This is a genomic window from Candidatus Thiothrix phosphatis (assembly GCF_035668035.1).
Taxonomy (GTDB): Bacteria; Pseudomonadota; Gammaproteobacteria; order Thiotrichales; family Thiotrichaceae; genus Thiothrix; species Thiothrix phosphatis.
Genome location: NZ_JAYMYJ010000112.1, coordinates 148513 through 170849 on the forward strand (window position 1 = coordinate 148513; position 22337 = coordinate 170849).

At 58.8% G+C, this 22337-nt stretch carries 18 protein-coding genes; 9 read left to right on the top strand and 9 right to left on the bottom strand.

Going from position 1 to position 22337, the window contains the following annotated elements:
- The 3 genes from VSS37_RS12320 (at position 1) to VSS37_RS12330 (ending at position 5335) form a co-directional block, all read left to right on the top strand.
- The gene (locus tag VSS37_RS12320) at positions 1 to 3354 is read left to right on the top strand and encodes a transglutaminase family protein (RefSeq protein WP_324695640.1); all 3354 of its coding nucleotides are present in this window, start codon (positions 1 to 3) and stop codon (positions 3352 to 3354) included.
- Positions 3355 to 3439: 85 nt separating this feature from the next.
- The gene (locus tag VSS37_RS12325) at positions 3440 to 4288 is read left to right on the top strand and encodes a sulfurtransferase (RefSeq protein ID WP_324695641.1); all 849 of its coding nucleotides are present in this window, start codon (positions 3440 to 3442) and stop codon (positions 4286 to 4288) included.
- Between the two features lie 24 nt (positions 4289 to 4312).
- A complete protein-coding gene (locus tag VSS37_RS12330) occupies positions 4313 to 5335 on the top strand; it encodes a zinc-binding metallopeptidase family protein (RefSeq protein WP_324695643.1) in 1023 nt (340 codons plus the stop codon).
- A 4-nt stretch (positions 5336 to 5339) separates the two neighbouring features.
- On the opposite strand, the gene VSS37_RS12335 is transcribed toward VSS37_RS12330, so the two are convergent.
- Positions 5340 to 6089, bottom strand: coding sequence for a proteasome-type protease (locus VSS37_RS12335; protein WP_324695644.1), 750 nt, complete (start codon positions 6087 to 6089; stop codon positions 5340 to 5342).
- 120 nt (positions 6090 to 6209) lie between these two features.
- On the opposite strand from VSS37_RS12335, the gene VSS37_RS12340 reads away from it, so the two are divergent.
- The 3 genes from VSS37_RS12340 (at position 6210) to VSS37_RS12350 (ending at position 8983) form a co-directional block, all read left to right on the top strand.
- The gene (locus tag VSS37_RS12340; RefSeq protein ID WP_324695646.1) at positions 6210 to 6941 is read left to right on the top strand and encodes a UDP-2,3-diacylglucosamine diphosphatase; all 732 of its coding nucleotides are present in this window, start codon (positions 6210 to 6212) and stop codon (positions 6939 to 6941) included.
- Positions 6942 to 7025: 84 nt separating this feature from the next.
- Complete coding sequence (locus VSS37_RS12345) at positions 7026 to 7703, top strand: TIGR00153 family protein (protein WP_324695648.1); 678 nt, start codon at positions 7026 to 7028, stop codon at positions 7701 to 7703.
- A gap of 14 nt (positions 7704 to 7717) precedes the next feature.
- Entirely contained in the window at positions 7718 to 8983 is a 1266-nt protein-coding gene (locus tag VSS37_RS12350; protein ID WP_324695650.1) for an inorganic phosphate transporter, read from the top strand.
- Here VSS37_RS12350 and phoR read toward each other — a convergent pair.
- Genes phoR through pstC form a run of 6 tightly spaced genes read right to left on the bottom strand, consistent with a single transcriptional unit; the run spans position 8980 to position 15294 of the window.
- A complete protein-coding gene (gene phoR, locus VSS37_RS12355; protein WP_324695652.1) occupies positions 8980 to 10275 on the bottom strand; it encodes a phosphate regulon sensor histidine kinase PhoR in 1296 nt (431 codons plus the stop codon). The two genes, VSS37_RS12350 and phoR, sit on opposite strands and share 4 nt — an antisense overlap.
- A complete protein-coding gene (gene phoB, locus VSS37_RS12360; RefSeq protein WP_324695653.1) occupies positions 10265 to 10966 on the bottom strand; it encodes a phosphate regulon transcriptional regulator PhoB in 702 nt (233 codons plus the stop codon). Before phoB ends, phoR begins: the two co-directional genes overlap by 11 nt.
- Before the next feature lie 12 nt (positions 10967 to 10978).
- Positions 10979 to 11692 (bottom strand): phosphate signaling complex protein PhoU, encoded by a 714-nt coding sequence (gene phoU, locus VSS37_RS12365; protein ID WP_445971485.1) that lies wholly within the window; start codon positions 11690 to 11692, stop codon positions 10979 to 10981.
- 20 nt (positions 11693 to 11712) lie between these two features.
- Complete coding sequence (gene pstB / locus VSS37_RS12370) at positions 11713 to 12609, bottom strand: phosphate ABC transporter ATP-binding protein PstB (RefSeq protein ID WP_324695657.1); 897 nt, start codon at positions 12607 to 12609, stop codon at positions 11713 to 11715.
- Between the two features lie 4 nt (positions 12610 to 12613).
- Positions 12614 to 13894, bottom strand: coding sequence for a phosphate ABC transporter permease PstA (gene pstA / locus VSS37_RS12375; protein WP_324695658.1), 1281 nt, complete (start codon positions 13892 to 13894; stop codon positions 12614 to 12616).
- 11 nt (positions 13895 to 13905) lie between these two features.
- Positions 13906 to 15294, bottom strand: coding sequence for a phosphate ABC transporter permease subunit PstC (gene pstC / locus VSS37_RS12380; protein ID WP_324695660.1), 1389 nt, complete (start codon positions 15292 to 15294; stop codon positions 13906 to 13908).
- Between the two features lie 220 nt (positions 15295 to 15514).
- Between pstC and dapC the strand changes: the two genes are divergently transcribed.
- Positions 15515 to 16708: a succinyldiaminopimelate transaminase gene (dapC, locus tag VSS37_RS12385; protein WP_324695662.1), complete on the top strand. Its 1194-nt coding sequence runs from the start codon at positions 15515 to 15517 to the stop codon at positions 16706 to 16708.
- A 13-nt stretch (positions 16709 to 16721) separates the two neighbouring features.
- Positions 16722 to 17555, top strand: a complete 834-nt coding sequence (gene dapD / locus VSS37_RS12390) for a 2,3,4,5-tetrahydropyridine-2,6-dicarboxylate N-succinyltransferase (RefSeq protein WP_324695663.1) — start codon at positions 16722 to 16724, stop codon at positions 17553 to 17555.
- An 82-nt stretch (positions 17556 to 17637) separates the two neighbouring features.
- Here dapD and VSS37_RS12395 read toward each other — a convergent pair whose 3' ends face one another.
- Entirely contained in the window at positions 17638 to 19143 is a 1506-nt protein-coding gene (locus VSS37_RS12395; protein ID WP_324695664.1) for a hypothetical protein, read from the bottom strand.
- Positions 19144 to 19447: 304 nt separating this feature from the next.
- Here VSS37_RS12395 and VSS37_RS12400 point away from each other — a divergent pair, with 304 nt between their 5' ends.
- Positions 19448 to 20101 carry a lytic transglycosylase domain-containing protein gene (locus VSS37_RS12400; protein WP_324695666.1) on the top strand — a complete coding sequence of 218 codons (654 nt, stop codon included), beginning with the start codon at positions 19448 to 19450 and terminating at the stop codon, positions 20099 to 20101.
- A gap of 56 nt (positions 20102 to 20157) precedes the next feature.
- Here VSS37_RS12400 and ppk1 read toward each other — a convergent pair whose 3' ends face one another.
- Complete coding sequence (ppk1, locus tag VSS37_RS12405) at positions 20158 to 22257, bottom strand: polyphosphate kinase 1 (protein WP_324695764.1); 2100 nt, start codon at positions 22255 to 22257, stop codon at positions 20158 to 20160.
- Positions 22258 to 22337: the final 80 nt, after the last annotated feature.

A 22337-nucleotide genomic window follows, 5' to 3' on the forward strand; every position in this document is an offset into this window, starting at 1 on the left:
ATGAGTATTCACGTCGCCTTAAACCACCGCACGGTGTACAAATTCGATCGTCCTGTCAATTTGTCGCCGCACGTCGTGCGTTTGCGCCCAGCAATGCACTCGCGCACGCCGATTATGGCTTACACCCTCAAGATCAAGCCGGAAAAGCATTTCCTTAACTGGCAGCAAGACCCGTTCGGCAACTGGCTGGGGCGGCTGGTGTTCCCGGACAAGGTCACCGAGCTGAGTGTGGAAGTCGACTTGGTGGCCGATATGGTCACGATCAACCCGTTCGATTTCTTTGTTGAAGATTACGCGCACGAGTTCCCGTTTACTTACAAGCCGGAACTGAAGCGCGAGCTGGAGCCGTACCTCGAAGTCGATGAGGACGGCGAGCTGTTGCAGGAATGGCTGAAAGGCGTTGATTTCGAGCAGCCCAATACCGTCATGTTCCTGGTTGCCCTCAATCACCGCTTGCAGCAGGACATCGGCTACAACATCCGCATGGAACCGGGTGTGCAGACTTGTGAGGAAACGCTGACCATCAAGCGCGGTTCCTGCCGTGATACCGCGTGGTTGTTGGTGCAAATCCTGCGGCATCTGGGGCTGGCGGCGCGCTTCGTGTCCGGCTACCTCGTGCAACTGACGGCTGACCAGAAGTCGCTGGACGGTCCCAGTGGCCCGGAAGCCGATTTCACCGACCTGCACGCCTGGACGGAAGTTTATCTGCCGGGCGCTGGCTGGGTGGGGCTGGACCCGACCTCCGGCCTGTTCGCGGGCGAAGGCCATATTCCGCTGGCCTGTACCCCGAAACCGGGCAGCGCTGCGCCGATCGACGGCATGACCGACAAGTGTGAAGTCGAATTCGAGTTCAGCAACACCGTCACCCGCATCCATGAAGACCCGCGCGTCACCAAGCCGTATTCCGACGAACAGTGGGATCACATCCTGGCGCTGGGCAATCAGGTGGAAAACGACCTGATCCGTGGCGACGTGCGCCTGACCATGGGCGGCGAGCCGACCTTCGTCTCCATCGACGACATGGAATCGCCGCAATGGAACAGCGCGGCGCTGGGTGAACACAAACGCGCCTTGGCGGGCGACTTGTTGCGCCGGATGCAGAGGGTCTTCTCCAATGCAGGCAGTGTGCTGCAATTCGGGCAGGGCAAATGGTATCCGGGCGAACCGTTCCCGCGCTGGGCGCTGGCCTGTTTCTGGCGCGTCGACGGCCTGCCGGTCTGGAAAGACCAGAGCCTGATCGCCGATGACCAGAAGGATTATGGTTTCGGCGACGACGCAGCCAAACAGTTCGCCGAGACGCTGTGCCGCAATGTCGGCCTGCACACGCGCTACCTGGTGCCGGGTTACGAAGACCGCCTGTATTACCTGTGGAAGGAAGCCAACCAACCAGCCAATATCGACTGGCTGACCCTGAACCTGCGCGACAGCAAGCACCGCAATGATCTGGTGCTGGCTTTGCAGCATGGGTTGGATACGCCGACCGGCTATGCGCTGCCGTTGCGCTGGGATTATTTCAAGCAGGGTTGGGCCAGCGCGCCGTGGGCATTCCGCCGCGAAAACATGTACTTGGTTCCGGGCAACTCACCGATGGGCTTCCGCATGCCGCTGGATTCCTTGCCGTGGAGCGCCGAGGACGAACGCGACATCGAATCGCAGCCGTGCCCGTTTGAAGACCGTCCGCCGCTGCCGGATTTCCACGGTGAAGTCGAATGGCGTTACCGTGAGCTGGTGGCGCCGCCGGAACCGCAGCCGCAGCACGCCGACAGCCGCCCGCAGGAAAAGGAATGGCGCGATGTGCCGCGCACCGCGATGTGTATCCAGGCGCGGGAAGGCCGTCTGCATGTGTTCCTGCCGCCGCTGAGTTACCTGGAGCATTACCTCGCGTTGGTGGCCAATATTGAAAAGACCGCCGCCGAACTGAATATGCCGGTATTGCTGGAAGGCTATGAGCCGCCTTCCGACCCGCGCATGAAGTCGTTCAAGGTTACGCCTGACCCTGGCGTTATCGAGGTCAATATCCATCCGGCGGCACACTGGCAGGAACTGGTTTCCAATACCGAGGTTCTCTACGAAGAGGCGCGTCAGGCGCGTCTGGGCACGGAAAAATTCATGCTGGATGGCCGTCATACCGGCACCGGCGGCGGCAACCATGTCACGCTGGGTTCGTGGACGCCGGGCGACAGCCCGTTCCTGCGCCAGCCGGATTTGCTGCGCAGTTTGTTGACGTTCTGGCAGCACCATCCGGGGCTGTCCTATCTGTTTTCCGGCATGTTCATCGGCCCGACCAGTCAGGCACCGCGTGTGGATGAAGCGCGCGATGAGGCTTTGTATGAACTGGAAATCGCCTTCCAGCAGATGCCCAGCGGCTACAACACCCAGCCGTGGCTGGTGGATCGGCTGCTGCGCAACCTGCTGATCGACGTGACCGGCAACACCCACCGCGCTGAATTCTGCATCGACAAGATGTATTCGCCGGATTCTTTCAGTGGTCGCCAGGGTTTGCTGGAGTTCCGTGCGTTTGAAATGCCGCCGCATGCCCGCATGTCGGTGGTGCAGATGCTGCTGCTGCGCACTTTGGTCGCGCGCTTCTGGAGCATGCCCTACAAGCACCGGCTGGTGCGCTGGGGTACGGAACTGCACGACCGCTGGATGCTGCCGTATTACGTGTGGGAAGACATGCGCGACGTTTGCGAAGACCTGCAATTGGCGGGGTATCCGTTCCAGCAGGAATGGTTTGCGCCGTTCCACGAGTTCCGCTTCCCCGTGTATGGCCGGGTGCAGTATTGCGGTATCCAACTGGAGCTGCGGGCGGCGCTGGAGCCGTGGAACGTATTGGGTGAAGAACTCAGCAATATGGGGACGGCGCGGTTTGTGGATTCCTCCATTGAGCGCGTGCAGGTCAGGATTACCGGCTTGACGGATTCGCGCTACGTGGTGGCCTGCAACGGGCGGCGCGTGCCGATGAATGCGACCGGGGTGCAGGGCGAATATGTCGCCGGGGTGCGCTACCGGGCGTGGCAGCCGCCTTCCGCGCTGCATCCGACCATTGGCATCCACTCGCCGTTGGTGTTCGACATCATCGACACCTGGACGGGGCGTTCGATTGGCGGCTGCACCTACCATGTGGTGCATCCAGGTGGCCGCAGCTACGACACCTTCCCGGTCAATGCGTATGAAGCTGAAGGGCGGCGTTTCTCACGCTTCCGCGAGCAGCATACGCCGGGGATGCTGGAGCCGAAGTTCCTGTCTGACGCCACCCGTCAGTTCTATACGCATCCGGCAAGGCCGATGGCCCCGCCGCCGGAAGAAACCAATGCGGATTACCCGTATACGTTGGATTTGCGGCGGATGTAAATAAGTCTGCCGTTGCAGGGCTGCGCACTGAGTGAAGCGCAGCCCTGTAGTATGATGGGGTGTCGTCAATCCTATTGGAAACCCCATGCATACCACCATCATCGATTGCCAAACCTTGCGGCGACAGCTGGCCAACCCCAACTGGCTGTTGCTCGATTGCCGTTTCAATCTCGCGGACGTCAGCTATGGCGAACGCGCCTATGCCGCAGGACATATTCCCGGCGCTTGTTACCTGCATCTGGATCACGACCTTTCATCCCCGGTGACGCCTGAATCTGGTCGCCACCCATTGCCAGAGGTGGAAAAACTGGCGGCGAAACTGGTCAGCCTTGGCCTGAATGCGGATACGCAGGTTGTCGCCTACGACGATTGTGGCGGCGCCATGGCGGTGCGTGCCTGGTGGTTGCTGCGCTGGCTGGGACATGAGGCCGTCGCGGTGCTGGATGGCGGCTTCCCTGAGTGGATGCAACAGCAGGGAATGCTGGAAACCGTCATGCCAACCGTCCGGCAGTCCGGCAATTTCCAACCCCGTCCGCAAGCTGGTTTCATTGTTGAAGCCCGGCAACTGCGGGACTCTTCCGAATGGTTGGTGGTGGACGCCCGCGCTCCAGAGCGTTTTCGTGGTGAGCTGGAGCCTATTGACCCGATTGCGGGGACTATCCCTGGCGCAGTCAACCGTCCGTTGACCGACAATCTGTGCAATGGCCTGTTCAAACCGGCGGAACAGTTGCGGGCTGAATGGGGATGCATCCTCCATGGCATAGATCCGGGCAGGGTGGCGCATATGTGCGGCTCCGGCGTCACCGCCTGCCATAACCAGTTAGCGCTAGAAATCGCCGGGATCACGGGAACCCGCCTATACTCTGGTTCCTGGAGCGAATGGATTCGTGATCCCGGTAGGCCGGTATATAAGCAAACGAGTGCAAAAAAATAGTGATGCAGGAGGAGAGGCAGACCAATGAGGCGGTTCCATTGTACCTGTGGTCAGGAGGTCATGTTCGAGGATAGTGAATGTTCAGCGTGTGGACAACTGCTGGGCTTCAATCCGGAAACATTGGAGATGCTGGCGGTGTTCGCTGATGAGGGGGAGGAACTCATGTTCGGTGATGATGGTTCGCTGCGCCCGTGCGCGTTGCGTGATCATCCCGTCGCTTGTAACTGGCTGATTCCGGCGGTGGATGAGCATACCCAATGCCGCTCCTGCCGCCTGACCCGCACAATTCCGGCGCAAACCACGCCCATTAATGTGCAACGCTGGAATATTCTCGAAACCGCCAAACGGCGGCTGGTGTATTCGCTGTTGTGGCTAGGGTTGCCCGTGGTTGACCGGGAGGAGGATCCGGATGTCGGCTTGGCGTTTGATTTCCTGGAAGACCAGCGCACCAACCCGCTGGTAAAAAAGCAGGTGGTGCTGACCGGGCACAATGACGGCGTAATCACCCTGCATGCAATCGAGGCGGATGATGTGCACCGGGTCAAGGCGCGTGAGCAGATGAATGAACGTTACCGCACTGTGCTGGGCCATATGCGGCATGAAATCGGCCACTATTACTGGGACAAGCTGATCCGCAACTCAGACTGGTATCCGCGTTTCCGTCGCTTGTTTGGCGGGGAGGAATACTACCGCCAGGCACTGGATTACTACTACACCTACGGCCCTGCGCCCAATTGGGGCAGCCGCCATATCAGCGCCTACGCCAGTGCCCATCCGTGGGAGGATTGGGCGGAAAGCTGGGCTCATTACCTGCATATCATGAGCACGCTGGAAACGGCGACGGGCTTTGGGGTGTTGCCACAGGCGGATGTGTATTCCAGCGATTTCCATGTGCTGATGCAGAAATGGGAGCAATTGACGGTGCTGATGAACTCACTTAACCGCAGCATGGGCATGCCGGACGCCTACCCATTCTGGCTGACGCCGCAAGTGATCGTGAAACTGCGTTTCATCCATCAGGTGATTGCGGCGACCGCTGAAAAGTAGCGGATCAAAATATGTGCAGGCCCCCATTGGGGTGGGCGTGTTCTTCCAGCCTGGGCATGGCGCGGAAAGCATGGTTCAATTGGTTTGCCCATTCGTGGCGGATTGAGATCAGGTAGGGGTTTTCCGCATCAAACCGGTAGTGTTTCGGCGTTTGGACTTGGTCGCGTGAATAAATCATCATTTCAATCGGCGGCCCCACGCTGGCGTTGCTTTTCATGGTGGAGTCCATCGAAATGAGCGAGCAAATCGCGGCGTCTTCCAACGAGGTTTCCCGTGTCAGGAAACGGTCCAGCACCGGTTTGCCGTATTTGCTTTCGCCGATTTGCAGATAAGGTGTGTCATCGGACGTGGTGATGTAGTTGCCCTGTGGGTAGATCATGTAAATGTTTGGGTTGCGTCCCATGATCTGCCCGCCCAGAATCAGGGTGGCGTCAGGCACAAAGCCGGTTTGTTCCGTGTGTTTGCGGATTTTGGCGACCAGCACATCACCGAGGTATTCGGCGACATCGGCCAGATAGTTCAGGGTGTTGACGTTGCGGGGGGCACCTTCCTGCACGTCGCGGCGGATTTGTTGTATGACGCTTTGGGTAGTGGCGAGGTTACCAGCGCTCATAATGACCAGCATCCGGTCAGGAGTGGTCATGCAACGATGCATTTTGCTGTAGGTGCTGACATTGTCGATGCCCGCATTGGTGCGGGAGTCGGAGGTCAGAACAAGCCCTGCGTCAAGGGACACGCCGATACAGTAAGTCATGTTGGTCCGGAATGGTTGAGGTTAAGATAACTTATTAGACTCTTTGCGGCAGGTCAATGTTCTATTGAGGCAGTTTTTGAATTTGGACAGGAATGTTTGTTTTTTGGATAGATGTTACCTATGACTAACTGGTTTATTTCTGATCTGCACCTGGATGCCTCCAGTTCAGGTGAGCAACAGGTGCTGCTTGACTTCCTGGCAAGGATCAAGGGCAGGGCGGAAGCCTTGTATATCCTGGGGGATTTTTTCGAATATTGGGTGGGGGATGACGTTATCGGAACGACGCATGCGGCTGTTTTTCAGCCGGTGATGGCGCAGTTGCGGCAGGTCAGCGACAGCGGTGTTCGATTATATTTTATGCACGGTAACCGCGATTTTTTGGTCGGTGAGGAATTTGCCGCCATCACCGGCTGCCAGCTATTGCCAGGACAGGCAGTCATCGATCTGTATGGGGTGCCGACCCTGTTGCTGCATGGCGACACCTTGTGTACGGATGATGTGGAATACCAGCAGGTGCGCAAGGTGCTGCGCAGCCCACAGTGGCGGCGGCAGTTTCTCGCGTTGCCGGTGGAGGAGCGGATCCGGCAGGCGGAGCAGATGCGGGCGCAAAGCCGGGCGGCAGCGGAAGGCAGGGTGGAAGAAATGATCCTGGATGTCAGTCAGCAGGCGGTTGAGGAAACGCTGCGCCAGACGGGCGTATTGCGCATGATCCATGGGCATACGCATCGCCCGGCCACGCATGATTTCCAGCTGGACGGCCAGCCTGCCCAACGGCTGGTGTTGGGCGACTGGCATGCGGATCGGGGCAGTTTCCTGCGCATCGACGCCACAGGCGTTGCCTTGGAATTTTAACGCAACCTTAACAATTGCCTTCCGCTCTGTTGGTAAGGCGCATACTATGCGGATTTTTTTCTGGCTCTGAAAAAGGTGAGCGTTATGCCAAAAAATTATATGGCAGGACTTTTCGGCAAGTCGCCGATACGCCCCTTGCAGGAACACATGTATTGTGTTTACAAGGGGATCAAGCATTTGGTCATGCTGGTTGAGGGGATGAATGCTGATGATGAGGATGTCATCCTTGCCGCCCATCAAGCCATTGTCGACACGGAACACACCGCTGATGAAATGAAAAAGGAACTGCGCCATAACCTGCCGCGCGGTTTCTTTATGCCGGTGGATCGGCGTGATTTGCTGGATGTGCTGTGGATGCAAGACCAGATCGCCAACCAAGCCAAGGACATCGCCGGTATGGTGGTGGGCCGCCGGATGCGGTTGCCGGAAAACATGCGTGACCTATTCTTGGAGTACACCCAGCGGTGTGTCGCAGCCGTCAAGCAGGCGTTGGGCGTCATCAATGAGCTGGATGAACTGGTGGAAACCGGCTTTCGCGGCATGGAGGTTGAGCGCGTGGAGGAGATGCTCCGGGAGCTGGGGCGGATCGAGCACGAAACCGACGGGCATCAGGTCGAATTGCGCAAAATCCTGTTTACTTTGGAGGATTCCCTGCGGCCTACCGATGTCATGTTCACCTACCGCCTGATCGAGTGGATGGGGCGTGTCGCCGATGACGCCCAGCGTGTGGGCAGCCGTTTACAACTGATGCTGGCGCGCTGAGAAAGGGGGATTGAATGGATTTGTTTACCGATGCTGCGGCCATTTACATTTTCCTGGCGGCCGGATTCGGCATTTTCATGGCGTGGGGAATCGGAGCCAATGACGTTGCCAACGCGATGGCGACCTCTGTCGGCTCCAAGGCGATCACCATCCGGCAGGCGCTGATCCTGGCGGCGGTTTTCGAGTTCGCTGGCGCTTATCTGGCGGGCGGACAGGTGACGGAAACCATCCGCAAGGGGTTGGTGGACATGGACGCCTTCAGCGCCCAACCGGCGTTGCTGGTATGGGGGATGTTGGCCTCCCTGTTGGCGGCGGGGCTGTGGCTGCTGATCGCAACCTGGCGGGGTTGGCCGGTTTCCACCACCCACAGCATTGTCGGCGCGGTTGTCGGTTTTGCCGCCGTTGGGGTAGGCGTTGACGCCGTCAACTGGGGAACCGTGATCTCCACGGCGACCAGTTGGGTGTTTTCGCCAGTGATTGCAGGCGTGGTGGCGTTCCTGATTTTTACCAGCATCCAACAACTGGTGCTGAACACCAGGAACCCGTTGCAGAACGCCATCAAATATGGCCCGTTCTACCTGTTCATGGTGGGGTTTGTGCTGTCCCTGTTGACCATCAAAAAGGGCTTGAAACATGTCGGCCTGCACTTGGATGGCGGGGCGGATCTGGCGCTGTCCGTGGCGCTGGGCGCTGTGATCGCCTTTATCGGGCGGGTGCTGATCAGCCGGGTGCGGCTGGCCGATCCGCAGGAGGAAAAGCGCTTCCACTACGCCAATGTGGAAAGGATTTTTGCCGTCCTGATGGTGTTTACCGCCTCGTCGATGGCCTTTGCCCACGGCTCCAATGATGTGGCGAACGCGGTCGGGCCGATGGCGGCGGTGATCGACATCGCACAAAATGGCCTCCTGGCAGCCAAGGCCAACGTGCCTTCCTGGGTGCTGCTGGTGGGGGCGGTCGGGATTGTGGCGGGGTTGGGCACCTACGGTTACAAGGTCATCCAGACGGTAGGGCATGGCATCACCGAACTGACGCCGACCCGGGGCTTTTCCGCTGAAATTTCGACGGCCATGACGGTGGTGATGGCTTCCTATACCGGGATTCCGGTGTCAACCACCCATACGTTGGTGGGGGCGGTGCTGGGGGTCGGTTTTGCGCGCGGCATTGCGGCGATTGACTTGCGGGTGGTGGGCGGCATCTTCATGTCGTGGATGGTGACCTTGCCTGCGGGCGCATTGCTGTCCGTGCTGTTCTTTTATTTGTTGCGCGGCATTTTTGCCTAGTCCAGCACCCGTTCTGGCGGGAAGCAGGCCCGGAACAGCGTCTTGCCGGGTTTGCTTTCAATCGTCAAGGTGCCGTTATGCCATTGCATGACATGTTTCACGATCGCCAGCCCCAGCCCAGTGCCGCCACTGGCGCGGGAACGCCCGGCGTCCACCCGGTAGAAGCGTTCCGTCAGGTGCGGGATATGTTGCTGCGGAATGCCGGGGCCGTTGTCCTCCACCTCCAGGCAAGCACCGCCGTCAATGTCGCTTTGCCAGCGGATTTGGATATGGGTGCCCGCCGGGGTGTGCTTGACCGCATTCGCCAGCAGGTTGGTGATGACGCTGGTGATGTCTTTTTCAGAGCCACAGACGCATAGGTCAGGCTCAATCACGGCGTTCAGGGTGTGGGTGGCGCTCGCCAGCGTGTCGCGGATAGGTTGGATGCTGCTTTCCAGCAGGGCAGGCACATCCACCCGGTTGCCTTTGACTGGCGTGCTTTCCTGGCTTTCCAGGCGTGACAGCGCCAGCATGTCGCTGATGATCTGTTGCATCCGCGCCGCCTGTTCGCGTGATTGCTGCAAAGGTGGCAACAAATGGGGGGGAAGCTCCGGGTCGTTTTCGAACAATTCCATGTAGCCCATCAACACCGTCAGGGGCGTGCGCAATTCGTGGGAGGCGTTGGCGATAAAGGCTTTGCGGGTTTTCTGCAATTTCGTGCCTTCGCTGATGTCGCGCACACTTAGCACCCGTGAGCCGCCTTGCAGTGGCAGGATGCGCGCCCGCAAGGTCAGGCTGTCGTTGAGCGGGGAGGGCAGCGTGATTTTCTGGCTATTGTTGTCTTCCAGCAGCTTGTGCAGTTCGGGATTGCGCAGCAGGGCTTCGATCCGTTGCCCCTTGTCAGTGGCGCTGTGTATGCCCAGCAGCTTGGCGGCGGATTTGTTGGCCCATTCAATGTGGTTGTCGGTGCCCAGCAGGATGGCGGCGTCCGGCAGCACGGAGAGGATCTGGTTGAAACGCCCCAATGCTTCCTGCTGCCTTTGTTTGCGGTCGTCACTTTTTTGCTGCGCCTTGTGGAACAGGTAGGCGATCTGTTCCCAGGCCCCGTCGCTGTCGGGCATGTCTTCCAGCTTGTGCCCGCCTGTCAGCCAGTGTTGCAGCTGGTACAGCTTGTGCAGCATCCAGCCGATATAGGCCAGCAACACCGCCAGCATGACTTGCAACGGGAAGGGGGTGAACCAAGCCACCAGCAGCCCGCAGCCAATGACCAGCCCGAAGCGGTAACGCTCCACGCCCCAGTAATCATTCCGCATCCGGCGACTCCGCACTGAACAGGTAACCGGCCCCGCGCACGGTCTGGATCACATTGTCGGCGGCGTGGGCTTTCAGGGTTTTGCGCAGGCGCAATACATGCACGTCGACGGTGCGCTCTTCGATGTAGGTGTTCTGCCCCCAGACGAAGTCCAGCAATTGGGAGCGGGAATACACTTTGTCGGGATGCTGCATGAAAAACTCCAGCAGGCGGTATTCCGTGGTGCCCAGGTGCACCGGCGCGCCGTCGATGCGCAACTGGTGGGCGTCCTGGTTGAGTTGCAGGCGGCCGCTATTGATGATGCGCTGCGCGCCGAAGCCATCCGAACGCCGCAACAGGGCACGGATGCGGGCGCTGAGGGTCTTCAGCGACACCGGCTTGACCAAGTAGTCATCGGCACCGGCCTCCAGCCCGTGGATCATATCGTCCTCTTCGCTTTTGGCGGTCAGCATGATGATGGGGACGTCGCTGGTCAGCGCGTCGCGGCGGAACCGGCGGATCAGCTCGGGGCCGGAGACATCGGGCAGCATCCAGTCGATCAGGATCAGGTCAGGCGTCATTTCGGCGGCCAGATTGCGGGCGCTGCGGGCGTTTTCCGCTTCCTGCACGGCATAGCCTTCCCGTTCCAGGGAAAAGCGGATCATGGAGCGGATGGCGGCTTCATCTTCCACGCACAGGATCAGTTTTTTCATCCGGTTACCCGGTCAGCCGTTTGAGCCGAAAATTTCCTCACGCATTTTGTCCAGGTTGGTGTGACGCACATCCTTGCCCTTGACCAGATAGATGACGTATTCACAGATATTTTTGCAGTGGTCGCCGATGCGTTCCAGCGAGCGCGCGCACCAGGTGACATTCAGGCTGTCCTTGATGTTGCGCGGATCTTCCAGCATCCGGGTGATCAGTTGCCGGGAAATGGCTTCGAATTCAGCGTCAACCTGCTGGTCGTTGGTCACGACCTGCATGGCCTGTTTGACATCCAGCCGCGCCAGCGCGTCCAGGGTGTCATGCAGCATGGTTTTGACGTGGTCACCCAGATGGCGCAGGGATTGGTGCAATTCGCCGGAGGTGGCGCTTTCCGTCGTTTCCACAGCGTAACGGCCGACTTTTTCCGCCTCGTCGCCGATACGTTCCAGGTCGGTGATGACCTTGATGATGGTGATCAGCAGGCGCAGGTCGCTGGCGGCAGGTTGGCGGCGGGCGATGATCTCGGCGCATTGCTCATCAATGGCGACTTCCAGCGAATTGATTTCATAGTCGGAATACGCCACTTTCTCGCCCAGCTCACTGTCCCGTTCCAGCAACGCCTTGATGGCGCTGGTGACTTGTGTCTCCACCAGCCCGCCCATGGTCATCAGTTTGCTGCGGGCGTCGTCCAGTTCCTGGTTGTATTGGTGGGAAGTGTGTTGTGTGGTGTTCATGTCCATGCCCCATGACCGCCTTAGCCGAAGCGGCCAGTAATGTAGTTTTCGGTTAATTGGTGCTGCGGGTTGGTAAAAACGGTCTTGGTGTCGTTTACTTCAACCAGATAGCCCAGGTGGAAATAGGCGGTGCGTTGCGAGATGCGCGCCGCCTGCTGCATTGAGTGGGTAACAATACAGATCGTGAAGCTTTGGCGCAATTCGTCAATCAGCTCTTCGATGGTGGCGGTCGCAATCGGGTCCAGGGCGGAGGTTGGCTCGTCCATCAGGATCACTTCCGGGCTGACGGCGATGGTGCGGGCAATGCACAGGCGCTGCTGCTGGCCACCGGACAGGCCAGTGCCGGGGGTGTTCAGGCGGTCTTTGACCTCATTGAACAGGCCAGCCTTGCGCAGGCTGTCCTCCACGATGTCATCCAGCTCGACGCGGTTGGCGGCCAGGCCATGCAGGCGCGGGCCATAGGCCACATTGTCGTAAATGGATTTGGGGAACGGGTTGGGCTTCTGGAACACCATGCCGACCCGGGCGCGCAACAGGACAGGGTCTTGTTCGCGGGCGTAGACATCTTCCCCATCCAGCACCATGCTGCCGGTCACGCGGCAGCCGGGGATGGTGTCGTTCATGCGGTTGAGGCAGCGCAAAAAGGTCGATTTGCCACAGCCGGAAGGGCCGATCATGGCGACGACCTGATGTTTGCCGATGTCCATGCTGACATCAAAAATGGCCTGCTTGGTCTGGTTGTAGAAAACATCGACATTGCGGCAGGCGAACTTGGGGTCGTCGATCAGGGGCTTGCCCACGGTGGCGGAATGTTTCAGCTCATCCACGATCCGTTCAATATCGACAACCGTCTTGTTGTCGCTCACACCCACCGTCACCGGGATGCGGCCTGCATTCAGGGTTGCTGCTTCTGCCATGGTATTACCAACGCCTCTCAAACTTTTTACGCAAGACTATCGCCAGCAGGTTCATGGTGATCATGAACGCCAGCAGGATGATGATGGCGGCCGAAGTGCGCTCGGTGAAAGCGCGTTCCGGGCTGTCCGCCCACAAGTAAATCTGTACCGGCAAAATGGTCGCCGGGTCGGTGATGCTGTGGGGCACGTCCACGATGAAGGCCACCATGCCGACCATTAGCAGCGGGGCGGATTCGCCGACAGCGTGCGCCATGCCGATAATGGTGCCGGTGAGGATGCCGGGCATCGCCAGCGGCGTCACATGGTGGAACACCGCCTGTGTTTTCGAGGCCCCAAGCCCCAGTGCCGCTTCCCGGATGGAGGGCGGGACTGATTTCAGCGCCGCGCGGCTGGCGATAATGATAGTCGGCAGGATCAGCAACGTCAGCACAAAACTGCCCACCAAAGGTGACGAACGCGGCGCGCCAAAAATCTGGATGAAAATGGCCAGCCCCAGCAGGCCGAAAATAATGGAGGGCACCGCCGCCAGGTTATTGATGTTGACTTCAATGAAGTCGACCCAAATGTTGTTTTTGGGGGCGAACTCTTCCAGGTAAATGGCCGCCATCACCCCGATCGGGAAGGAAAACAGCAGTGTCAGCGTCATGGTGAAAATGGAGCCGACCAAGGCGCTCAGGATGCCTGCCTGTTCCGGTTCACGCGAGTCGCCACGGGTAAAGAAGGTGGTGTTGAACTTGCTGGCCAGGCGTCCATCCGCTTCCAGCTTGTCCAGCCATTGCAGTTCGAAATCCTTGATGCGGCGGTCAGCCTCCGGCAGCGTGCGGTTCTCGTAGCCTTTGTGGAACATGTCGACATCATCATCGGCCAGGAACCAGACGGTCTGGGCAGTTCCCAGCAGCTTGGGGTCGGCCAACACCCGGCGCTGCAATTCATACTGGGCGTCGCTGCTGACCAGCGATTTGAGCGCTTTCTTTTGGATGCGCCCGTCCACGCCGGGGAACAGGGTTTGCAGGCTGTGGGTGATGGCGGCGTTGTAATCAGCCGCGCGCAGTTTTTCCGGCGGGTCGGTTGGCGTGACGCCCAGGGTCTGCGCATCCAGCGTCACATCCAGCTTGATGTAGGTGCTGGTGAAGGCGGGCAGGCCCTTGCTGAAGATATTGATCAGCAACAGGCCAAGAAACAGGATGCTGAGTGTGATGGCGATGATGCCATAGGCGCGGAAACGCTTTTCGCGGGCGTAACGTTTGCCCAGGCTGGCGCGGACTTTGTCGGTGGTCGTACTCATGGATGCTCCGCTTATTCGTACTGTTCACGGTATTTGCGCACGATATGCAACGCAATGATATTGAGGATCAAGGTGACGATAAACAGGGTCAGGCCGAGGGCGAAGGCCGCCAGTGTCTTCACGCTGTCAAATTCCTGGTCGCCGGTCAGCAGGGTGACAATCTGCACGGTGACGGTGGTGACAGCCTCCAGCGGGTTGATGGTCAGGTTGGCGGAAAGCCCCGCCGCCATCACCACGATCATGGTTTCGCCAATGGCGCGGGAGGCTGCCAGTAGGAAAGCCCCCACAATCCCCGGCAGGGCGGCAGGCAGCACCACCTGTTTGATGGTTTCGGATTTGGTGGCGCCCATGCCGTAAGAGCCGTCGCGCATGGCCTGCGGCACGGCGTTGATCACGTCATCGGACAGGGATGACATGAACGGGATGATCATGACGCCCATCACCATGCCAGCGGCCAGCGCGCTTTCCGACGCCACACTCAGCCCCAGGGTTGTGCCCATGTCGCGGATGAATGGCGCCACCGTAAGGGCGGCGAAAAAGCCGTAGACGACGGTCGGGACGCCCGCCAGGATTTCCAGCGCCGGTTTGACGTAGGCGCGGACGGTGGGGTTGGCGTATTCCGACAGGTAAATGGCGGACATCAAGCCAAGCGGCACCGCGATCAGCAAGGCGATGAAGGAAATCAGCAAGGTGCCCAGAAACAGCGGGATGGCCCCGAAGGAGCCGGAACCGCCCACTTGGTCGGCGCGGATGGCGATTTGCGGGCTCCAGTGTGTGCCGAACAGGAAGTCTGTCACCGGAATCTGGCCAAAAAAGCGCGAGGATTCAAACAGGACGGAAAGCACAATGCCGACCGTGGTCATGATGGCGATGGATGCGCAGATGATCATGGCCGCCTGCAACACCATTTCCACCTGGTTGCGGGCACGGGTGTTGGGTTTGATGAAGCGCAAGCCGATGAATGCGCCTGCCACCGCCAGCGCCAGCACGATGACGGTTTTCGCCAAATTGCTGACACTTTGCAGCCGGGTATATTCCTCCGCCGCAAGTTTCATTTCCGGTTTGGTTTCGGGGCCTGCGCCGTCAGCCGCCAAGTTATGGATCTGGTTGACCAGCAGGCTGGTCTGGTCGCTGGACTGGTTTTGCATTTCCGCAGGCAAATGGGCGAGCGTCATTTGGGTGATGATGGGGGTGGCGGCGAAAGTCCAGACAATCAGCATCAGCAATGCTGGCAGCGCACACCAGATGGCGACCAGATGGCCGTAATAGCCTGGCAGCGAGTGCAGGTCGTTGCCACCGCGTTTGACCGGGCTGGCGACGGCCAGGGAGCGTTTACGGCCTATGTAGTAACTGAAAGCAGCAAGCGCCAATAGTGTCAGCAAAATGGCGGGTATACTCATGGATGCTCCTGTGGAGAATGGCGTTGCTCAAGCCTCTGGTGGCATAAACCAACCCCGGGGCGCCCCGGATTGTAGGCGTGAAATATGACAGTATTGTTACAAACGTTTGAAGCTTTTGTAGGGTGCTGCGGTATCCTATACTGCAAACCGCCGTTTGTGCCATTTTTCGTTTTCGGTATACTCCTCCTTTCCCCTCATTATCCGGAAGCTGAACGGCCCCATGAATCCTGACCTTGCCCGCTTGCAACCCTATCCGTTTGAAAAAATTCGTGACTTACTGGCTGACGTCACACCCGCCGGGCTGCCGCCGGTGTCGCTGGCGATTGGCGAACCGAAACACCCGACCCCGGATTTCATCCATCAGGCGGTCAGCGCCAATCTCGACGGGCTGGCGAATTATCCTTTGACCAAGGGGAGCGCAGCCCTGCGTGAAGCCATTGCCGGTTGGCTGGCCCGCCGTTTCCAGTTGCCGGAAGGTTCGCTGGATGCGGAGCAACACGTCATTCCGGTCAATGGCACCCGAGAAGCCTTGTTCGCCTTTGCGCAGGCGGTGGTGGCGCGCGGGCCGGATGCGGCCATTGTCATGCCCAACCCGTTTTACCAGATTTATGAGGGCGCTGCCCTGCTGGCGGGGGCGGAGCCTGTTTTTCTGCCCTGCACCGAAGACAATGGCTTCATTCCCGATTTTGCGGCGGTTCCGGCGGCGGTCTGGAAGCGCTGCCAGTTGCTCTATATTTGCAGCCCCGGCAACCCGACCGGGGCGGTGATGCCGTTGGCGACCTTGCGGCAAGTATTGGAGCTGGCGGAACAGCATGATTTTATTGTTGCGTCCGACGAATGCTATTCCGAGCTGTATTTCGACGAGGGTCAGCCGCCGCCCGGTTTGCTGCAAGCCGCCGCCCAGATGGGGAACACCGATTGGAAACGTTGCGTGGTGTTCCATAGCCTGTCCAAACGCTCGAATGCGCCGGGGATGCGCTCCGGTTTTGTGGCGGGGGACGCAACGGTGTTGCAAGCCTTTTTGCAGTTCCGCACCTACCACGGCTGCGCGATGCCGCCGCCGTTCCAGGCCGCCAGCATTGCTGCCTGGAATGATGAGGCGCATGTGCAGGAGAACCGTAGGTTGTACCGGCAGAAATTTTCCGCAGTGATGGCTATACTCGCCCCCGTGCTGAATGTGCGGATGCCGCAGGCCGGTTTCTACTTATGGCCGCAAACCCCGGTGGATGACGAAACCTTTACCCGCGAACTGTTCGCCCAGGCGCATGTCAACGTTGTGCCCGGCAGCTACTTGTCACGGGCGGTCAATGGGCTGAACCCGGGCGCCAACCGCATCAGGCTGGCGCTGGTCGCCTCACTGGAAGAATGTATTGAAGCGGCGGGACGTATCCGGCGCGTAACCGAAACCCTTTAATCTGGAGAAGATCATGGCTGAATTTGCAGGACTGCAAAGCATTATTGAGGAGGCGTTTGAACGCCGCGCCGACATCAACCCGCGCAATGCAGACGCCAAGACCCGTGAGGCGGTCAACGCCGCGCTGGAATTGTTGAACCAGGGCAAGCTGCGTATCGCCACCCAGCACGGCGTAGGCGACTGGGAAGTCAACCAGTGGCTGAAAAAGGCGGTGCTGCTGTCTTTCCGCCTGAACGACAATGCAGTGATGGATGGTGGTTGCACGCAGTATTACGATAAGGTGCCTTCCAAGTTCGCTGGGTTGAGCGCGGATGAGTTTGCCGCAGGTGGCGTGCGGGTGGTGCCGAACGCCATTGCGCGGCATGGCTCCTACATTGCCCCTGGCTGCGTGCTGATGCCGTCCTACGTCAATATCGGTGCGTATGTGGATAGCGGCACGATGGTGGATACCTGGGCGACCGTCGGTTCCTGCGCGCAGATCGGCAAGAATGTGCACCTGTCCGGTGGTGTCGGCATCGGCGGCGTGTTGGAGCCGTTGCAGGCAGGCCCGACCATTATCGAGGACAACTGCTTTATCGGCGCGCGTTCCGAAGTGGTGGAAGGCGTGATCGTGGAAGAGGGTGCCGTCATTTCCATGGGCGTCTATATTGGCCAGAGCACCCGCATTTACGACCGTGAAACGGGCGAAGTCCTGTACGGGCGCGTTCCGGCTGGCTCCGTGGTGGTTTCCGGCAACCTGCCTTCCGCTGACGGGACATACAGCCTGTATTGCGCGGTCATCGTCAAAAAAGTGGATGCCAAAACCCGCAGCAAGGTGGGGATCAACGAACTGTTGCGCGACATCTAAACAGTGCTTATTAGGGCGGCGGACAAGCCCTTTCCGTCGCCCTCAGTGCAGGTTTTTTATTCTTTACTTTCAGTCTGTTCTTCTACAGAAATTTCAGCAGTGCCTGGTATTTGGGGGCTTGGTTGGTCGGCTGGTTGATGTATTCCTTCACTCCCCAACTGCCATACGCCTGATAGGTGCGCGGGGATGAGAACGCGACAAACAGGCCGCCGCCGGTGATTTTCCCCCAGCCTTCCAGCAATTGTGTGTACAAGTCCGCCATGGGCTGTGCGCGGTTGGCGCCGATGTATTGCGGATTGGGGAATTCGCGGCTGGAATGCGTCTTGCGGTCAACCAGATGTTGCCCGCCCTCGTAAGCGATCAGTTTGACGCGGTACTGTTTGGCGACATCAGCCTGCTTTTGCACCATCGTCAGCACATTTTGCAGGGAGTAGGCGTTGCGGTCGTCCTGCAACAGGCGGAAGACGTCTTCGGTGGTGCGGATTTCATCCCGTTGTTTTTCATGCACGTAGAAGTAGGGCGCAATCGCAAATGCGTCGGTCTGCTGGTAGGCGTTGTTGTAGCCCAGCAGGAGCGCGCTCAGTTTCGGGTTGGCCGACCAGCCGCCCAGCACCCGCACCAGCCGGGAGGAATCGCCGAACGCCTGCCGCCAGATGTTGAATATTTCCAGCGCGCGTTTGACGTAATACTTGCTGCCTGCCTGCGCCGGGGCAACGTCCAGTTTTTGTTGCAGGCCCATTTGCTGGGTGTAATGCGCTTGGTTGAACGCGGGGTTCCAGGCTTCGTTGGTGTATTCCACGTAAGCCTTCAGGTTGGGGCGCAGGTTCTGGCGCACATAGTCAGCGTATTGCCGCACCAGATTGTCATCGGCGGCGTGTGGGATGTTGAACCAAGCATCGGCGTTCAACTGGTTGGCCAGCTTGACCATCACTTCCAGCGGCGCGCCGCGGCGGCCTTCCTTGCCTGCCCAGGTGGCCTGCGACATGCGCGGCATCTGTTCCCAGGAGGTGATCGGGTTGCGGGTGATGCCGGACATGTTCATGAAGCGGATGGTCTTGAACGGGCGCATGAAGTTTAGGTAGTCGGGGTTGAACAGGATGCTGTCGTAATGGGTGGCGAAGTCGCGGTAATCGCCATCACATTGCCCCGAACCATTGACGCGCTGGAACGGGTTGCTGGCGCAAATGCCGCCTGGCAGCAACACCCGGATATTGCGCAGGTAGTCCTGCGGATTGGTGCGGGTGATGGTCAGCGTGACCTTGAGGTAGCGGTCGGCACCGGCGGCGATCCGGATAATGTCCCTGCCTTGGGCATGGTTGATAAGCTGGGCGTCATCACCGTACCGCAAGTCGCCGTCACCATCGTACAGCACGGTGTAATTGCCTTCCGGCAAGGAACCGGCGGGCAGCCAGTGCAGCAAGTTGGTGCCTGCTTGCCCGCCGTTGAGGTTCTGTGGCCAGCCATCCGCGTCATACACAATATTGCCGTGCGTCAGTTTGGCGTCAGCCTCATCGAACGGCAACGCCATTTTGAACAGGTTGGCGAACGGCACACTGGAATCCACCTGCATGATTTCATTGGTGTTCATGCCCAACGGCAAATGCGCCGCCTGTGCGCTTGTTGTGGTGGATATGAGACAAAAAATAAATAAAACCACATAACCGATAAATTTTTTTATTGATAACATGGTGAACGCCATTGGGTAAGTCGAGTTGGGCAAACTATAGCAAGATACGTGATGGTGATCACTTCATTCCCCGCCACATTCCTTATAGAATGCGCTTGCCCAGCTGTTGGTGGAACTTTTGGCAGACGCCTGTCCTGAAAGGGATAGACTTGAAATATCAGGCTTTGCTAATATTTCGCGGGCTGGTTTAATTTGGGGAAAACAGATGACACGCTTGAAAAGCGCTATTTTAATCACACTGCTTGGTTTTGCCGTTGCACAGCCCGTTTTGGCGGAAGGCGACGGTTGTAGCCTGAATGCAGGCACAGTCAATAAGAAAGCGGAGCTCCATCAGGACTCTATCCAAAAATACGCCGATAAATATGGCGTCAGTTCGGACATGGTCAAGGCCGTCATTGCGGTTGAATCCTGCTACAACACCCAGGCGGTTTCCCCCAAGGGCGCGCAGGGCCTGATGCAGTTGATCCCCGCCACGGCGGAGCGTTTTGGGGTGGCCAACACGTTTGACAGCAACCAGAATATCCATGGCGGAACCCGTTACCTGAGTTGGCTGATGGATCGCTACGATGGCGACCTGTACCGGGCGATCGCGGCCTATAATGCGGGGGAAGGGGCGGTCGACAAGTACAAGGGCATTCCGCCTTATCTTGAAACCCAGCATTATGTGCGCCGGGTGTTGACGGTTTACAACCGTCTGAGCGGTCAGGCGGTGGCGTTGCCGGTCGTGACGGCTTCGGCCCCAATCACAACAGCAGGCGGCGTAAAAATATCCAAACCGAAAGTGTTGCCGCCCAGCAAACCCGGTCGCGCCGGTTGGCAGCTCAACAAGGCGAAAGCGCCACAGCTTTACAAGCATTGAACCAATAATCAATGATGGTGAAAAGGGCATGAAATTTCATGCCCTTTTTTGTTTTGTCAGCCTTTGCCCAGCAGTTTCAGCAGGTTGGTTTGCGCGCTGATGGGCGGCGTGCCATCTTCCGGCTGTTGGCGCTGGTATTCGCCGTCCGCCTGTAATTCCCATGCTTGGCTGTTGTCTTGCAAGTGCAGTTCAAACGCTTCGTGGATAATGCGGCGGCGCAGCGCTGGGGTAAGGATCGGGAACGCCACTTCCACCCGACGGAAGAAATTGCGCGGCATCCAGTCGGCGCTGGAGCAATACAGCTCTTCCTCCCCATCGTTGAGGAAATAGAATACACGCGGGTGTTCCAGGAAACGCCCCATCACCGAGCGCACCCGGATATTGTCGGAAACGCCCGCGATGCCGGGGCGCAGGCAACAGACCCCACGCACGATCAGCTCCACTTTCACGCCCGCCTGGGATGCCTGGTACAACGCCCGGATGACTTGCGGCTCAATCAGTGCGTTCATGCGCCCACGGATCAGCGCGGCTTTGCCGTTGCGGGCGTGTCCCGTTTCCCGCCGGATTTTCTCCATGATGGCCTGATGCAGGGTGAACGGCGATTCCAGCAGGTGTTTCAGGTCACGCACCCGGCCAAGCCCAGTGAGCATGTGGAACACCTTGTGCACATCCTCGGTAATGTCGGGGTGGCAGGTCAGCAGGCCAAAGTCGGTATAAAGCCGCGCCGTGCCGGAGTGGTAGTTGCCAGTGCCAAGGTGCGCGTAGCGGCGCAGGCAGTCGTGTTCACGCCGCACCACCAGGCAGAGTTTGGCGTGGGTCTTGTAGCCGACGACGCCGTAGACCACATGGGCACCCGCGTTCTGCAACTGGTTGGCGAGCCCGATGTTGGCCTCTTCGTCAAAACGGGCGCGTAGTTCAACCACGACGGTGACTTCCTTGCCTGCCCGCGCCGCTTGTGCAAGCTGCTTGGCCAGTTCGGATTGTTTGCCGGTGCGGTACAGGGTCATCTTGATGGCCAGCACGTTCGGGTCGTTGGCGGCTTGTGCGATGAAATCCGTGACCGTCTGGAAACTTTGGTAAGGGTGATGCAACAGCACATCTTCCTGCCGGATGCGTCCAAACAGGTCTGGATGCTGTTCCATCAGGGAAGGTGCCGGGCGGAAGGGCGGGAAGCGCAGGTCGGGCCGTTCCACCAAGTCGGCGATCGCCATCAGGCGGTTGAGGTTGACTGGCCCATTGACGTTGTAAAGATCCTTTTCACACAGGTCGAATTGCTCCATCAGGTAGTCGATGTTGTCTTGTGGGCAGTGGTCGGAAATTTCCAGTCGTACAACCGCGCCATAATTCCGTTGCGGCAATTCGCCTTGCATGGCTTGCAGCAGGTCGTCCACTTCCTCTTCGTCGACGTACATGTTGCTGTTGCGGGTCAGGCGGAACTGGTAACAGCCCTGCACCTCCATGCCGGGGAACAGCCGCCCAATGAAGGCGTGCAGGACAGAGGACAGGAACACGAAACTGTTTGCGCTTTGCGCCATGTCGGCAGGCAGGCGGATGATGCGCGGCAGGGTGCGCGGCGCCTGCACAATGGCGGTGTCGATTTCGCGCCCGAAAGCGTCGGTTCCGCACAGGCTGACAATAAAATTCAGGCTCTTGTTGATGACATTGGGGAACGGGTGCGCCGGATCCAACCCCAGCGGACTGAGCAGCGGCATCAGCTCCCGATCGAAATAATCCGACAACCAGGTGTGCTGGCGCTCATCCCAGTGGTTGCGGCGCACAAAAAAGATGTTTTCCTGGTGCAGTGCGGGAATCAGCACTTCATTCAGCAACTGGTATTGGCGCTCGACCAGCGCATGGGCGATGACGCTGATCTGCTGCAAGGCTTCGGCTGGTGTCAGGCCATCTGCGCCGACAGAGGCGGCTTCCAGTTGCAACTGTTGCTTGAGGCTGGCGACCCTGACTTCAAAAAATTCATCCATGTTGGAGCTGGAAATGCACAAGAAGCGCAAGCGTTCCAGCAGGGGAACATCAGGATCCTGCGCCAGTTCCAGCACCCGGCGGTTGAACGCCAGCAGGCTGAGTTCACGATTGATGTAATATTCAGCGCCGTCCAGGCGGTATGAAACACTTTCCAGTAGCGGGGTTTCCTGTTCCATAATGGGTATTATTCCCTGCTGGCGGCAAACATGCCCGCAGCGTGTGGCAACTTGATTGCAGCCCGTGCAGATGTGATCAT